Annotated in this window: 18 protein-coding genes; 4 read left to right on the forward strand and 14 right to left on the reverse strand. The window is 41.7% G+C overall.

Going from position 1 to position 15,109, the window contains the following annotated elements; genetic code table 11:
- Window positions 1-50 precede the first annotated feature (50 nt).
- Both CSV61_RS04425 and mntR read right to left on the reverse strand, forming a co-directional pair.
- On the reverse strand, window positions 51-902 hold the full coding sequence (locus CSV61_RS04425) for a CvfB family protein (protein WP_083034166.1): 852 nt from the start codon (window positions 900-902) through the stop codon (window positions 51-53).
- Between the two features lie 15 nt (window positions 903-917).
- Window positions 918-1,325 (reverse strand): transcriptional regulator MntR, encoded by a 408-nt coding sequence (mntR, locus tag CSV61_RS04430; protein ID WP_099638258.1) that lies wholly within the window; start codon window positions 1,323-1,325, stop codon window positions 918-920.
- A 119-nt stretch (window positions 1,326-1,444) separates the two neighbouring features.
- On the opposite strand from mntR, the gene CSV61_RS16535 reads away from it, so the two are divergent.
- The gene (locus CSV61_RS16535) at window positions 1,445-1,600 is read left to right on the forward strand and encodes a lmo0937 family membrane protein (protein WP_143561055.1); all 156 of its coding nucleotides are present in this window, start codon (window positions 1,445-1,447) and stop codon (window positions 1,598-1,600) included.
- 31 nt (window positions 1,601-1,631) lie between these two features.
- Here CSV61_RS16535 and CSV61_RS04435 read toward each other — a convergent pair whose 3' ends face one another.
- The 9 genes from CSV61_RS04435 to CSV61_RS04475 all read right to left on the reverse strand — a co-directional run bounded on the left by CSV61_RS04435 (window position 1,632) and on the right by CSV61_RS04475 (window position 8,997).
- Entirely contained in the window at window positions 1,632-2,729 is a 1,098-nt protein-coding gene (locus CSV61_RS04435; RefSeq protein WP_099638259.1) for a GNAT family N-acetyltransferase, read from the reverse strand.
- Between the two features lie 48 nt (window positions 2,730-2,777).
- A complete protein-coding gene (locus CSV61_RS04440) occupies window positions 2,778-3,137 on the reverse strand; it encodes an ArsR/SmtB family transcription factor (protein WP_099638484.1) in 360 nt (119 codons plus the stop codon).
- Window positions 3,138-3,236: 99 nt separating this feature from the next.
- Window positions 3,237-3,605, reverse strand: coding sequence for a monovalent cation/H(+) antiporter subunit G (mnhG, locus tag CSV61_RS04445; protein WP_099638260.1), 369 nt, complete (start codon window positions 3,603-3,605; stop codon window positions 3,237-3,239).
- Window positions 3,595-3,867: a Na(+)/H(+) antiporter subunit F1 gene (locus tag CSV61_RS04450; RefSeq protein WP_099638261.1), complete on the reverse strand. Its 273-nt coding sequence runs from the start codon at window positions 3,865-3,867 to the stop codon at window positions 3,595-3,597. The genes mnhG and CSV61_RS04450 overlap by 11 nt, the downstream gene beginning before the upstream one ends.
- Window positions 3,864-4,346: a Na+/H+ antiporter subunit E gene (locus CSV61_RS04455; RefSeq protein WP_099638262.1), complete on the reverse strand. Its 483-nt coding sequence runs from the start codon at window positions 4,344-4,346 to the stop codon at window positions 3,864-3,866. The genes CSV61_RS04450 and CSV61_RS04455 overlap by 4 nt, the downstream gene beginning before the upstream one ends.
- A gap of 15 nt (window positions 4,347-4,361) precedes the next feature.
- Entirely contained in the window at window positions 4,362-5,846 is a 1,485-nt protein-coding gene (locus CSV61_RS04460) for a Na+/H+ antiporter subunit D (RefSeq protein WP_099638263.1), read from the reverse strand.
- Window positions 5,839-6,171, reverse strand: a complete 333-nt coding sequence (locus CSV61_RS04465; RefSeq protein ID WP_083034174.1) for a Na(+)/H(+) antiporter subunit C — start codon at window positions 6,169-6,171, stop codon at window positions 5,839-5,841. Before CSV61_RS04465 ends, CSV61_RS04460 begins: the two co-directional genes overlap by 8 nt.
- Window positions 6,171-6,596, reverse strand: coding sequence for a Na(+)/H(+) antiporter subunit B (locus CSV61_RS04470; protein ID WP_083035955.1), 426 nt, complete (start codon window positions 6,594-6,596; stop codon window positions 6,171-6,173). The genes CSV61_RS04465 and CSV61_RS04470 overlap by 1 nt, the downstream gene beginning before the upstream one ends.
- Complete coding sequence (locus CSV61_RS04475; protein WP_199173587.1) at window positions 6,583-8,997, reverse strand: Na+/H+ antiporter subunit A; 2,415 nt, start codon at window positions 8,995-8,997, stop codon at window positions 6,583-6,585. The genes CSV61_RS04470 and CSV61_RS04475 overlap by 14 nt, the downstream gene beginning before the upstream one ends.
- A gap of 297 nt (window positions 8,998-9,294) precedes the next feature.
- Here CSV61_RS04475 and CSV61_RS04480 point away from each other — a divergent pair, with 297 nt between their 5' ends.
- Window positions 9,295-9,969, forward strand: coding sequence for an adenine nucleotide alpha hydrolase family protein (locus CSV61_RS04480; protein WP_099638264.1), 675 nt, complete (start codon window positions 9,295-9,297; stop codon window positions 9,967-9,969).
- A gap of 206 nt (window positions 9,970-10,175) precedes the next feature.
- Here CSV61_RS04480 and murB read toward each other — a convergent pair whose 3' ends face one another.
- Window positions 10,176-11,096 carry a UDP-N-acetylmuramate dehydrogenase gene (murB, locus tag CSV61_RS04485; RefSeq protein WP_099638265.1) on the reverse strand — a complete coding sequence of 307 codons (921 nt, stop codon included), beginning with the start codon at window positions 11,094-11,096 and terminating at the stop codon, window positions 10,176-10,178.
- A 166-nt stretch (window positions 11,097-11,262) separates the two neighbouring features.
- On the opposite strand from murB, the gene CSV61_RS04490 reads away from it, so the two are divergent.
- The gene (locus tag CSV61_RS04490; protein ID WP_099638266.1) at window positions 11,263-11,778 is read left to right on the forward strand and encodes a YceI family protein; all 516 of its coding nucleotides are present in this window, start codon (window positions 11,263-11,265) and stop codon (window positions 11,776-11,778) included.
- 125 nt (window positions 11,779-11,903) lie between these two features.
- Here CSV61_RS04490 and CSV61_RS04495 read toward each other — a convergent pair whose 3' ends face one another.
- Entirely contained in the window at window positions 11,904-12,614 is a 711-nt protein-coding gene (locus CSV61_RS04495) for a DsbA family oxidoreductase (RefSeq protein ID WP_083034178.1), read from the reverse strand.
- Between the two features lie 98 nt (window positions 12,615-12,712).
- Between CSV61_RS04495 and CSV61_RS04500 the strand changes: the two genes are divergently transcribed.
- A complete protein-coding gene (locus tag CSV61_RS04500; protein WP_099638267.1) occupies window positions 12,713-14,092 on the forward strand; it encodes an FAD-dependent oxidoreductase in 1,380 nt (459 codons plus the stop codon).
- A 49-nt stretch (window positions 14,093-14,141) separates the two neighbouring features.
- Here the strand turns inward: CSV61_RS04500 and CSV61_RS04505 are convergent, their stop codons facing one another.
- Window positions 14,142-15,068: a manganese-dependent inorganic pyrophosphatase gene (locus CSV61_RS04505; RefSeq protein WP_099638268.1), complete on the reverse strand. Its 927-nt coding sequence runs from the start codon at window positions 15,066-15,068 to the stop codon at window positions 14,142-14,144.
- Window positions 15,069-15,109 lie beyond the last annotated feature (41 nt).

Below are 15,109 nucleotides of genomic sequence, written 5' to 3' on the forward strand. Positions count from 1 at the left end.
GTTCTATATGTATAGATACGTTGAGGATCGTGGAAAAGTTGCGTTTATTATTATATAAGAGTGGTCCAACCGTCTTGTTGTGTAATTCTTCGTTCTCTCATCAACGTGCCAAGTGCCCGTTTAAAGGCGCCCTTACTCATTTGGAACATTTCGTCAATTTCTTCAGGGGTGGATTTATCAGTAAACGGCATTTTACCGCCCGACTGTTCTAAATAGGCTAATATTTGCTCACCATCTGACTGTAAACGATCTTGCTTTCTTGGCAATAATGAACCGTTCATCGTACCGTCATCATGAACTTCAATAATACGAACATCGACTTCTTCACCTAATCTAGGCTCTGCTTTACGCTCCGTTTCGTGGACGAAAATACGTTGGATGTCTTCAGTCAATAAGAATGTGCCTATTGGTAGCAAGCGGTACGCTCTGGCTTTGACGTTTTGATTGTACATAGTTGCTTCTGCCAATGTATAGTGCTCCTGAATTCTTTCTTCTGTCACTAGACGTCCGAATAAGTTACCCCCAGGATCTGAACGAAGTGTCATATACAGCTCATCACCTGGTTGCGGCCACAGTTCCTTCATTTGTGGGAAGTCCGCTCGATTGATCAGCACTTCAAAGGATGCACCGATATCTACATAGGCTCCCTCACTTCTATCCAAACGAATCACTTTTGCCCAGCCGAATGAATGAATGGTAACTGACGGAATCTGCGCAGTGCCTGTCAGTTCGCCCCTTCTATTGATATAAAGAAAAACTTCGATTGTCGATTGTTCCTCTGCATCCGGTGCTTCTGATTCGTTCATATAGATTTCTTCTCCGGCTGCATCCAATACAAAGCGTGATCCTTCTTTGCGAAGAATTTTGAGTGTTGCGAGTGTACCTGGTTGTAGTAATGTCATATAAGATAATCCTCTCTAGAGTGCTCTACTTTTTAACTTTTTCACAAAATCAGGATCGGACTCGAGTGTCTCCACCAGATCGGTAATACGATCCATCGCATTCCAACTAAGGTGATGTTCAATCCCTTCTACGTCCCCGTAGATATTTTCTTCTTCCACACCAATGATACGCAGAAATTGCTCTAGTAATTCATGGCGATGCACAAGTTTTTTACCAAAGCGCAAACCGCGGTCTGTCAATGCCAAACCCCGGTAGCGCTCATAGTGCACATAGCCTTCACGATCCAGACGTTGAGCCATTTTAGTTACAGATGAAGGTAGCACAGAAAGCGCCTCTGCCACGTCAGACACACGCGCTTCACCTCTTGCTTCTAATTGTAAATAAATTTGTTCAATATAATCTTCCATACTCGGTGTAGCCAAACTATCGCCTCCTCATTTGACTGTCAACATCTACGAATAACTATTTTTAAAGTTTAAGATTTGAATGCTGGGGTAAATTACTTACATAACAAATCACAACGAAAAGGAGTTGATTTACTATGGGTCGTATATTATGGCTTGTTATTATAGTTCTAATAGCATTATGGGTAATTGGTTTAGTAGCAAATATTGGCGGTGGCTTAATCCACACACTTTTAGTCATTGCGGGCATTATCTTTGTCATTCAATTAATAACTGGAAGACGTTCGGTATAGTGAAAGCTATTTTACTATGCTCCTTCTACGATCAGGTAACGATTGCATACACACATGTGTTGCGCAAGCCTTGCCCATTCGCGGAAGGAGCATTTTTACGTAAAATTCCTTCTAGTTGAAAACCTGACCGTTTTGCAACTGCTCGACCTTTACTGTGGTTTTCGTCACAAACAAACTCCACCCGTGCAGCCGATAAATCTGTAAAGGCAAACTCTACAAGCTCTTTAATTGCTTCTGTCATATACCCTTCGCCTTCAAACTTCGTATCTAGCCAATACTCTACTTCAAATTTATGAATACTCCAATCGATACGCTGGAAACCCGCGCTTCCTATAAATTCACCCGTTTCTCTTAAAAACAGATGAAAGTTCAAAGATTTTCTACCGATGAATTCCGAAACTGATTGACGTACATATTCTTCCGTCGATTCGATCGTCAATTCTTTCTGCGCCCATCCAGTCCACTTTCGCAACACAGGCATTGAATGTGATACCGCACCCCAAACATCCATCGAATCATGTAATTCTGGCGCTCGAATATGTAGCCGTTCAGATTGTAGCTCCTCTTTGAAACCGGGTATGCTTTTTACATATCGATCGCGATCTTCCCAGCGCACAGGTGTTGTCGTACCAGCTTCATAATCTTCTCTAGTCATCCCATATGTTACTGCGTCATAATACGTATTCTCTTTCGGAAGGAACCATGCTTGTCGCAAATGGGCTTCCTTCACAAAACCAGCCCGCTCGAATGCTTTACGCATCGCCGCATTATCGTGGCGTGTATGTCCTTCTATACGAATTTTATGTTCCGGTAATTCGAACACGTATTGCGTGAGTTTTTTTAGCGCTCGCGAACCATAACCGTATCCCCTGAACTCATCAGCAATCCGCAAGTCGAATAATGGGACATCTTCTTGTAAGTCATAGACTTTTACAATCCCCACCTTTTCGTTTTCATTGTTCTCGATCCAGAACGTCTTGACATCATCAGATGCATAGCCACCTTCTTCTATCGACTTTTCAAGCAACTCGCGTCCTGGCTGACTACTATCATGATAAGGCCATGAGTTTGTCGTCATAAATTGAATAAGCAAATCTTGTTCTTCAATCGTCCATTCTTGTAAGCGCATTAAAACTCCTCCATCATGCCTGCCTATATACAAGCGCTTCACGTAACATTACATCGTTTGCTGTGCTTCAATTGCATGTTCGTATGCAATCTTCACTAAGTCTGCAACATGTTCGTCTGCTAAAGAATAGTATACCATCTTTCCGCGTCTTTCTGATTTAGCTAATGAATGATCCCGTAAGTAACGTAAATGGTGGGAAGCGGTAGCGGATGAAGATTGAATCACTGCCGCTACATCACAGACGCACATTTCCGATTCCAAAGTTAATGAATAAGCAATTCGTAAACGTGTTTCATCAGCCAACGCTTTAAATATTTGTACCATCTCCGTTACATCAGGCAACTCTTTCCGTATTTTACGAACTACATTTTCATGCACTATTGTTACTTCACAAGCATCTTGATTTATCACTTTCTCACCCCATTCATTCAGCTATAGATTACGGCAATTATATAGACAGGAAGTTGAAAAATCAATTGACTCTATTGTTCATTTGATCAACCATCGCTATTTTTTATTTGTCTGTTTGCCATGAATTTTTTCATATAATTCATCTTGCGTAGAAATATCGGCTAGCTTCACTTTCGACCGATAGGCAGCACGGATAATTACATGCCCAGCAACTGGTGCCGTCAAAAAAACAAAGCCAATACCAAGAAGCAACCGTACACTGATAAATTTTTCGGAGAAGAGAAAATAGACGAACGCACCGGATAATGTCAATAATACTGCCAATGTCGAACTTTTCGTCGCAGCGTGTGACCGAGTATAGACATCCGGTAAGCGGATCAATCCAAAGACACTTAATATACTGGCAATAGCGCCTGTCAAAATTAATAAAGCTCCTACAAATTCACCGATCTCGCTACCGTTCAACTATTTTCCCCCTCTCAATAAATTTGGAAAATGCAATTGTCCCAATAAAGGAAAGTATACCAAGAATCAAGATCGCTTCCAAAAATGCTTTTGTATTTAAAATTACCGACACGACGGCAATTGTAGCAATTAAATTCACTCCGATGATATCGAGTGCCACCACACGATCTGGAAGCGAAGGACCTAAGATAATTCGGATGACCGCCACCAAAATAGTCAACGCGAATAATATGACCGATATTGTCAACATACCTGCTATCATCGTGTCACCTCCATAATCGCCTTCTCAAAACTTTTCAGTTGCTTAATCAATCCGTCGCGCGATTCCTCGACATCCATTGCGTGAATGTATAACTCATTACCCTCGGCAGATACTTCCATCACGACCGATCCCGGTGTTAAGGTAAGTAGCATAGATAGCATGGTCACTTCCACATCGCTCGTCAAGATAGTCTTGTATTTAAAGATCCCTGGCCTGATACGTAGTGTAGGTCGCACGATTTGGGAGATGACCACAATGCTCGACTGCGTCAGTTCCCTGATAAAAATTAACAAGAGCTTGCAGGCAGCATATACTCTGCGTAAATAGAAATGCGTATCGAAAAAACGGCTCATAACAAATATGATACCGAGTCCGACTAAAAATCCCATGAAAAATGTAGTGAATAACAGTTCATCTTCATCAATCAATGTCATCCATAAAAAAGCGATGAACAAATTCAGCAGAAGCTGTAACGGCATGTTGTCTCCCCCTTCCTACTCTAAATCGTCACCCATCACGGCCCGTATATACTGTTTAGGGTCTGCTAATCCATCAGCTGCATCTTGGATATATGGTGACAGCCATTCTGCACCTATACCTAATCCAATTATGAGTACCGCAAGCAATACGAGTGGTAAACCGATTTTCTTTTGAAATGGTTTCTGATCGTCTTCACTAATTATCGTTTCTCCCCAAAAACTATTGAGGAAAATTCGAAGAAGTGAATACAATACACCAATACCCGATAAAAATGACACCGCGAGTAACACGTAAGAACCCGTCTCAATTGCACCTAATCCTATATATATTTTTCCGATAAATCCGCTGAATGGCGGAATTCCAGCAATTGCAAGCATTGTCAAGAAAAATAACCAACCGACTAGCGGGTAGTTTCGAATTAAGCCGCTAATTTCATTGAATTTCGAACGCCCCGTCAAATACACAACGGTACCTGCCAATAAAAACAGCAGTGCCTTACTAATCATGTCATGGATCAAATAATAGCTCGCACCTTGGTATGCAGTATTTGTAGCAATGGCTAGACCTGTCAACACAAAACCAACAGAAATAATGACGTTGTAGGAGACAATCTGACGTATATCTGAATAGGCTATGGCTCCGAGACAACCCGCAACCATTGTAACAATAGCTAGCACACCGATGATTTTATAAATGACTGGATCATGTATAAATATTAATGTGAACATACGATACAGCGCATAAATTCCGACTTTCGTCAGTAACGCACCGAACAGTGCAGCGACCGCAGTAGGTGGTGCTGAATAAGAACCTGGCAACCAGAAATACAGTAGTAAGCCTGCTTTCAAACTAAAGACAATCAAGAAAATAATTGCGATCAACGTTAGTAGCGGTCCTTGTCCCGTTTCTGCTACACGCGCAGCGATATGTGCCATGTTTAACGTACCCAGTACACCGTATAAATACGCGATGCCCAACAAAAAGAACCAAGAAGCTAATACATTGATCAATACATACGTAATACCTTCCTTTAACTGTGTTTTGCGTCCTCCAAGAGTCAGCAGCACATAGGAAGCTAGTAACATAACTTCAAAACAAACAAATAGGTTAAATAAATCACCAGTCAGAAACGAGCCATTGACTCCTGCCACCAAAAACAGGAAGAATGGATAGAAGAACATTGCCTCTGTCTCAATCCCTGTCATAGCGAATGCATATAGTAAAATAATACTGGAAACAGCGCATGCACCCAGTACTAGTAACATCGCAAATGAATCGCCTACAAATAATATACCGTGCGGTGGTAACCAATCTCCAAAGTCTAAACGCATGATGCCATTCAGATGTATGTGATGGAGACAATAAGCAGCTACAGCAGCGGAAGCCATCGTCGTTAGTAAACTAAGCATACGTTGTACACGAATATAAGGACGTAAAAATACTAAAATCACACCTACCAAAACAGGCAGGATCATAGGCAACACCAATATATTATTCATCTTGTCGCCCTCGCAATCTAGGTCCACGGCCAGCCTCTTGATACACACGGTAAGATAATACGAGCAAAAATGCCGTCACTGCGAAGCTGATGACAATCGCCGTCAGAATAAGTGCTTGCGGCAGAGCGTCTGTATATTCCGCGGCCGTTTCTGTAAGCAAAGGCACATCGCCTTTTTTTAATCCGCCCATCGTCAATAATAATAAATGAATGGCATGCGACAGGATCGCTGTCCCTAAAATAATTCGCAACATCTCTTTTGATAAGAGTAAATAAACGCCAACTGCCACTAGCACACCAACCAGAAGGGTAATTAATGTCTCCATTACTCCACATCCTCACTGATTCCCAAAATAATGGTTACGACAACACCGAGGACAGTCAGTGCGACTCCCGCTTCAAAAATCGTCATCGTTCCAAGTTCCGTCTCACCAAAAACAGGTAAGTCTACAAGCCATGTCGTTTGTGACAGGAAGGACTCACCAAACAATAACGACAACATGCCGGTACTAACCGCAAGCAACACGCCAAGTGCCGCCACTCGCTTAAAATCAAACGGTGTTCCCCGGTGAACCGTTTCTATGCCATATACTAAATACAATAATACGAACGCAGAAGAAAGCACAAGCCCGCCAATGAAGCCGCCCCCCGGATTATTATGCCCCGATATAAACAACTCCACGCCAAACGTTAAGATGATGAAGAACACGATCCGCGTCACCGTCTGTAAGATCACATCATTTTTCTTCAGTGTGATCCACTCCCTTCTTGCGTCGAAGCTTGACTAATGAATAGACCCCAAGACCTGCGATAAACAATACCAATACCTCAAGCATCGTATCGAATGCACGGAAGTCACCGAGTATCGTATTCACTACATTCAAACCCCCAGCAAGCCGTGATGCCGTTTCATAATAGATGGAAATAGACGGATACAATGAATGGCCTTGCACGAGCAAAGCGATAACGGTAACAGAAACACCTGAAGCCGCTGCAATCAGTCCATTTCGTACGCGCATGGAAATCGACTTATGCTCGTTTTTCCACTCCGGTAAATAATAGAAGCACAGTAAGAACAGCACCGTCGTAACCGTCTCAACAATTATTTGCGTCAAAGCCAAATCTGGCGCACGGAATACGACAAATAGAATGGCGATTGAATAACCCAACACACCGTTAAGAATAATGGCAGTAATCCTGGATTTAGCAAATAAAATCGCTACGCTCGAACACATCATCACAAAAATAATAATGCTTTCATTGATCTCGATCACAGCATCATTTGAGAAGTCAAAGATGAATTGCTGGAAACCTAGCAAACCTATTCCGACAAGCGCAATGAATAACAGCATGATATACGCAATGTAATCTCGCACTGATCCAGTCATATATGTTTTCGTCACGACAGAAGCCACACGTTCTATTCGTTGTAACCATGCATTATATAAACGATCAAGTGTCCATTGTAAAAATCCAACACTATAAATCCACTTCCAGTAACGTAATAATCCATATAACAAAACGCCCAGGATAATGACACCGATCGTCATAAAGATTGGCATCTCCCAACCATGCCACACGTGTATTTCGGGTACTAGACCAGGCATCCCTTCAAATTGTGGATATACTGCATTCATTGCTGGCCCTAAAATATACGTACCGAGCAAATTTGGGAAGATGAAAATAAGTACAACTAGACTGCCAAGTACCATAGGTGAAATTAACATTTGAATCGGCGCCTCACGGGCAGGTCGTTGTCCAGGAGCCGGTGCGTGTACTTTGCCGAAAAACGTCTGAAACACGATGATCATACAATAAATAAATGTGAATATACTGCCGACCCACGCAATAATTGGGAACAATAGGACCAACGAATCCACTGATAGTAGATTAGCTTCTTTTAATGATAGCATGGCTTCAAAAAATAATTCCTTACTTAAGAAGCCGTTGAATGGCGGTAGTCCTGCCATAGAAAAGCTGCCGATCAGCGCAATGGTAAACGTGATGGGCATAATTGTCGCCAAGCCACCAAGCCGTTTAATATTACGTGTTCCTAGCTCATGATCTAAAATACCAACGACCATAAATAAAGAACCTTTAAAGGTAGAATGGTTAATCAAATGAAATAGTGCAGCGAATGTAGCAGCGGTGAATAACGCTATTTGCGTGCTCTCAGAAGAAGCAAATGCTAATGAACCGATACCAAGCAAACTCATGATCATACCTAGCTGACTCACTGTGGAGAACGCAAGTAACGCTTTTAGATCCGTTTGCTTTACCGCATTGACAGATCCCCACAACATCGTCAATAGCCCTACACAAGATACGACATAAAACCATGTCGCATGGCCTGCGAAAATCGGGGTAAATCGCGCTACTAAATAAATACCCGCTTTAACCATCGTAGCGGAATGTAAGTAGGCACTAACAGGCGTAGGAGCTTCCATCGCATCAGGTAGCCAAATATGGAATGGGAATTGTGCAGACTTAGTGAAAGCGCCAATCAACACAAGCAACATTGCAGGTATGAACAATGAATCTGCGGCAATCACTTCCCGCATAGAAATTAGTTCCTGTAAATTGAATGTTCCTGTTATGGTGTAAAGTATTAAAAATCCAGCTAGCATAAAAATACCGCCCGTGACGGTAATCAACATCGATTTCTTCGCACCATACCTTGACTGTTTCCGGTGAGACCAGAATGCAATAAGTAAGAAGGAAGAAATACTCGTCAATTCCCAGAAGACATATAGGACGATTAGATTATCGGATAACACAACGCCTAGCATAGCCCCCATGAACAACAGTAAATATGTATAAAAGCGACCAATCGCTTCCCGTTCAGAAAGGTAATAGATTGAATACAATACAACTAGACTACCGATTCCTGTGATCAACAACGCAAAAATCATACTCAATCCATCTAAATGCGTGGAAAAATAGACATCGGCAGAAGGAATCCAAGGAAACGAATATAAATAAGACGCTCCTTCCGAAAGTGAAGGAACGAGACGAATCAGTAAGATAAACAAGAACAGTGGAATGGTAATTACGAACCAACCGATCCGTCTTCCAGTCAACACTTTGTGTATTAACGGAATCAAACTCGCGGCGATAAATGGAATGAATATTGCTAGTAAGACAGTGATCAATCTAACACCTCCCAGAATCAATTGTTTATAAGTATCAATAGAATGCACAGAGGCTCTTGACTGCACACTGTACGTTATGCATAATGAGACTCTAAGCATAGAGTACAATCTCTACTCGAAAGTATACACTACTTTATCAAAAACCGCATAAAAAGCGCGGTCAGCATACTGTAAGGTCAGGTTCGTAAACCTATATACAGGATGGGGTTCTCTGTTGAAATTGCAACGGAAAGCATTTCTCTAAAGTTTGAACCCGTTAGTAATAATATATAGAATTCGAAGAGGTGATGAGTCATTATGGGCAAAATGAAAAGCCGTATGGACGAGGGAATTCTCGTTTGTGTGTATTACGGTCCAAATGGTGAACGTCTCATTAATAGAGGGTATAAAATTGCAACTATCATGGATTGTCCGCTCTATATTTTGACGGTTGATCCGGCTCCACTCGATGATTTCGACGTGGATAAGTCTGAGTATATTGACCGCTGGAAAGAGCTTGCAGATGAGTTAGAAGTGGAAGCGTTCATTATTCGTGACGATGAAAAGCGCCCTACCGCAAAAGTGATTAAAGAAGTGGCTCACCAATACGGTATTACACAAATCATCATCGGACAAACTGCGCAAAGCCGCTGGGAGGAAATTACAAAAGGCTCTTTCATGAACGTCTTGTTGAGAGAAATTCCATTTGTTGATTTCCATGTTGTGTCAGTGGATCGGGCGATAAAGAGTGAGACAGAAGGATCGTTTGAAAAAGGCGTACGTGCGTATTTGATTCCGGATGGCGATACTTTCCGTATCAACTTCACACTTTCGAAGCATGCTCAATACGAGGGAATCTTCTTTAAAGAGATTGGGACCGACTTCAACAACGGGATTTTTAAATTTATGCAAAATAGTAAGATATGCCAGGTACAAATAGAAGACGATCAAGTACTCGACTCAAGCAAGATTCAATGCAAGATAGGAAAATAACATCCTGAGAGATGTCCCGGAACGGGGCATCTCTTTTGCATTGATTTAAGTTTGAGATCTAAGAGTTTATGAAAAATTAATGGTACGTACGGAAGGATTAGCACTTCTATTCTTCTGCCAACCTTTTCCCCCAACTTTTCACATCAAAAAGAGCTGTCTGCGAAGTCATTACATAATGACTTCGCAGACAGCTCCTGTCGCTACTGTTATTCCGAAAGTTCTTCTCCTACAATTTTCACTTCCATCTCCAGGTCAATTCCAAAATTCTTCTTCACTTCCGACTTGACCATCTCAATCGTCTGAATATAATCTGCTGCTGTCGCGTTGTTCTTATTGATGATGAAACCTGCATGTTTAGTAGACACTTCCGCTCCACCAAACCCTTTACCTTGCAAGCCGCTATCCTGGATCAACTTTCCAGCAAAGTAGCCCGGCGGACGTTTGAACACACTTCCAGCTGATGGGTATTCAAGTGGCTGTTTGGATTCACGCTGAAACGTTAAGTCAGCAACTGCTGCATCAATATCACACTGTACACCCTGAGTGAGCCAGAACTCTGCAGATAAAACATAGTAGCCCTCTGTAGTAATGATACTTTTACGGTAACCTAGCTCCAACTCATCTTTTGAAAGCACGAAAATTTTCCCGGTAACATCCATGACAGTAGCATGATGAATAATATCTTTAATTTCTCCACCGTATGCTCCTGCGTTCATTGCCATTGCACCGCCAATTGAACCCGGTATTCCACAAGCAAACTCCAGTCCTGTTAAACAAGCCATTGTGGCTTCTTTGGACGCATCAATAATATTCGCGCCAGCTTCCGCTATCATTCTAGTACCATCAATCTTGATAGCATTAAAATTTGCCATATACAACACAATTCCTCGAACGCCACCGTCCCGAACGACCATATTGGAACCATTCCCCAGCAACAAAATAGGAATTTTATGATTATAAGCATAGCTAACGACTGCTTGCACTTCTTCTATTGTGCCAGGTGCCGCGACAACATCCGCTTTACCACCCAGACGTGTTTTCGTATATTTGTTTAGTGGCTCATCAAGTACTAACCAACCGCTTTTTATATTCTTTTGAAGATCTTCAAACCATCGATGTTTTGACATCTACATCAAGTCCTTTCAGTATACGTGTCCCCTGTTTTACGGAAACAAACTTATCCATCTATTAGTATGCTTGCAATCAGTCCGTTTGACAAGGTTTTTCATTTTGACTTTCAACGTTTTTTCCTTTACAGTTTAGCTAACTAAATATCCATAAGGAGGAGTGAAAGTGAATACATGGAAAGTAGATCCTCAGGCGTCCACTGTCGGTTTTTCCGTTCCACATATGATGGTATCAACTGTCACGGGGACGTTTGAAAAATTTTCAGGAGAATTACAAGGAAACATAGCGGATCTGACGAAAGCTAAGATTGATTTTCGAGTAATCGTTTCTTCCATCCAGACGAAGAATAGAGACCGTGATCTACATCTATGCTCCGGGGACTTTTTTGATGCCGAAACTTTCCCCGAAATGGCATTCTCTTCTCGCACAATTTATCACGATACAGATGGCAGATATCAAATGTTGGGAGACTTGACTGTTAAACAAACAACCAAAAGAGCAATATTTTACATCGCTCCTCAAGAAATAACCGTATTCGGTGCTACATATTTCGTTGAGGGTGAAATCAAACGAAAAGAATTTGGGTTAATGTGGAATCGTGCAATCGAAGCTGGTGGTGTGATGGTTGGAGAGATAATAGATATTAAGATGTCGGTTGTAATTTGCAAAGATGAAATATAACGGAAGCACCATGAATTGACGGTCTGTTTCAAGACAAATTAAAAAAGACTGAAGACGAAACTCTTCATTCTATAGAGTTTTCTTCAGTCCTATAAAGCGGTTCAATTTTATTGTCTTTTTATTACTTAGATATCACAAGCCCCATCGTCACACTGCCCACCATCATGTGTGCCAAGCACTCGCAACTTAGGCTTTGGCATTCCCTCTTCTTCAGCAATCTTTTCAAGTGCTTCAACAAACGCTTCCGTAGGCTGCGCTCCACTTATAGCATATTTGCGATTAATTACGAAGAATGGTACACCTTGAACACCAATCTCTTGCGCTTCTTCTATATCATTTTTTACTTCATCATCAAAATCATTACTATGAAGCATCTCTTTAGTTTTCTTTGCATCTAATCCAACTTCCGTTGCGATCGCTACGAGTACTTCCTCCGTATCGATACGCTCTCCCTCTACGAAGTAGCCATGCAGGAGACGCTCTGTTACTTCCTTCTCTACACCATGCTTCTCTGCTAATTTCGCTAGACGATGTGCATCAAGCGTATTAGACGTTTTCATTTTATCCACTTGATAGTGGAGACCAACAGTTTTTGCTTGCTCTCCTATATTATTCAACATATTTTTTGCTTCTTGTTTGCTGACATTATACTTTCCGGCTAACCCTTCCATTACTGATTGGTCTGAAGCTACTGGGGTATTCGGATCTAGCTGATACGCTTTGAATATAACCTCCGATTTCTCTTCAAGCCCTACTTGTTTCAAGGCATGCTCCAAACGTCTTTTTCCAATATAGCAAAACGGACAAACATAATCTGACCATACTTCAATTTTCATTTTTTGCCCCACCTTTCTATTCTCTATTTTAGATTCAAGGAAAGTTGGCAACAATGTTAATGCTTGGATTATATAATTTTACAGAATGAGGTGTTGGAATGAATGAATCTTTATGGCTTGCCACCGCTTATCCGAAGTCTACTTATCCAACAGTAGATGACGATGTAACTTGCGATGTGTTAATCATCGGAGGAGGGCTGAGCGGCATAGCAAATGCTTACTTTTTGTCTAAACAAGGAAAGGACGTTGTGTTGCTAGAGAAAAATAGTTTATTGCATGGAGCAACGGGAAATTCTACAGGTAAATTAACTGCCCAACATGACTTGGTATATGCGGACATGATTGAACAATTTGGTGTGGAGAGCGCAAAACAATATTTCAATGTAAATGAACAAGCTGTTGATTTCGCGCGATCTATCGCTGAAGCGGATCAGCTGCAAACTGCACACTCCGCGCTATATTCTCAAACAGCCGAAGGTACAGAACGATTACTGGCGGAGAAAAAGGCATATGAATCAATCGGCATTCCATTTACTCTTGCAGGAAACGCATCCTACCTACCTTTTGAAACGGACCATACTTTACTAATTGAAGACGAAGCACAAATTCACCCAGTGCGTTTTGGACAACAATTAGCACAGCTTGCTGTGAAACAAGGTGCACGTATTTTTGAACATGCACAAGTAGCCGCTCTAGATACCGATCGTCATTTTGTTAAACTCTCTTCATCTAAGGTAGTCAATTATCGACAACTTATTATTTGCTCACATTACCCGATCGAAGCTTTAGTTGGCATGCAAATCCTTAAGCTGGACGTCGGACGCTCGTACATCGCTGCAGCAAAAACGGAGACTACTTTTGACCATCAGTATATTTCAGTGGATGAGCCCAAACGCTCGATACGGACAGCGACAATCGATGACCAGTCTTACTTGTTGCTATGCGCTCAATCTCACCCTGCCGGTTCAGAAAAAGAAACACAACTACATTACGACAGCTTAACAGAGGATATGAAGACAACATTGGGGCATCCTGATGTGATATACAAATGGTCGGCGCAGGATCCGTCAACACCTGACTTAGTACCTTATGCAGGAGCTATCTCAAACTCTATGCCCGATGTCTACATTAGTACAGGCTATCGAAAATGGGGGCTATCTAATTCCTTAGCTTGTGCAGAAATCATTTCGGATGCGATTGTGGGGCGATCAAATGCTGCAAGCGAATTATTTTCTCCTAGCAGAACAGATTTCGGCTCTTTGTCTAGCCGCGCTTTATTATTGGCGGGCCGTACCGTCAAGGAGTTTGCCGGTGGACATATCGCTCGGACTGATTCCCCGATCTGCACTCATATGGGTTGCCGTACACGTTGGAATAAAGGAGATCAAACATGGGACTGTCCATGTCACGGGTCACGTTTTCGTGCGGACGGAACCGTGTTAGAAGGTCCAGCCACACAGCCACTTGATTTAGGTTAAAAAAACTGTCATAGAATATCGGGCTACCGATTCCATGACAGTCTGGTGATTATGAAAGTGCTTCAGTCAATACAGGCACAATTTGCTTCTTACGCGAAACGATACCTTTTAACAATGCCGCATTATTAGTGAACGCTACATTAAATGCAGATCCTGCACGTTCAGCTTCTTTTCCTAATGCAATGATGACGGAATCGCTATTGATGATATCCGTCACAATAAATAGGAATAAGTCTAGCTCTTTTTGCTTAATTACTTCATTTAATTCCGCTTCCAGTTCATCTTGTCGACCAAGAATATCTTGTAAGTCCACTGCATTGACTTGTGCAATTTCCATTTTCACATCACCGAAAATAAATTCTTTCGAATCCAGATTAGCTAAATCCTTTACAGGTACCGAACTTAAGTCTGCTCCAGCTTTCAACATGTTCAAACCGTAGACAGCAGCATCGACTTCTGCAATTGCAGCTAGCTCTTCAGCTGCTGCCTGGTCTTGATCTGTAAATGTTGGCGATTTGAATAATAATGAATCCGATACGATTGCAGATAGCATTAAACCTGCAATGTTCTTTGGAATTTCAACGCCATGCTCCTTGAATAATTTGTTCAAAATCGTTGCCGTACATCCAACTGGCTCCGCACGGTAATACAATGGATCGTTTGTTTGGAAGTTCGCGATACGGTGGTGATCAATCACTTCCAACACTTGTACATCCTCCAAGTCATCCACACTTTGTTGGCTCTCATTATGATCGACTAGGATGACTTGAGATGTTTCAGGTGCTGCTTTTTCAATGAAGCGTGGTGCTTCAAAACCGAAAGTTTCTAGCGCATATGCTGTTTCTTTTGTAATATTCCCTAGACGAACAGCTTCTGCGTCCATTCCGATTTGTTGCTTAAGATAAGCATACGTAATTGCAGATGCGATGGAATCTGTATCTGGGTTTTTATGCCCGATGACTAACACTTTTGACATGATTTAATTCCTCCTATTTCACTATGTTTACTAACTATATT

Origin of the sequence: Sporosarcina sp. P3, assembly GCF_002743415.1 — a bacterium.
GTDB classification, from domain to species: Bacteria; Bacillota; Bacilli; order Bacillales_A; family Planococcaceae; genus Sporosarcina; species Sporosarcina ureae_A.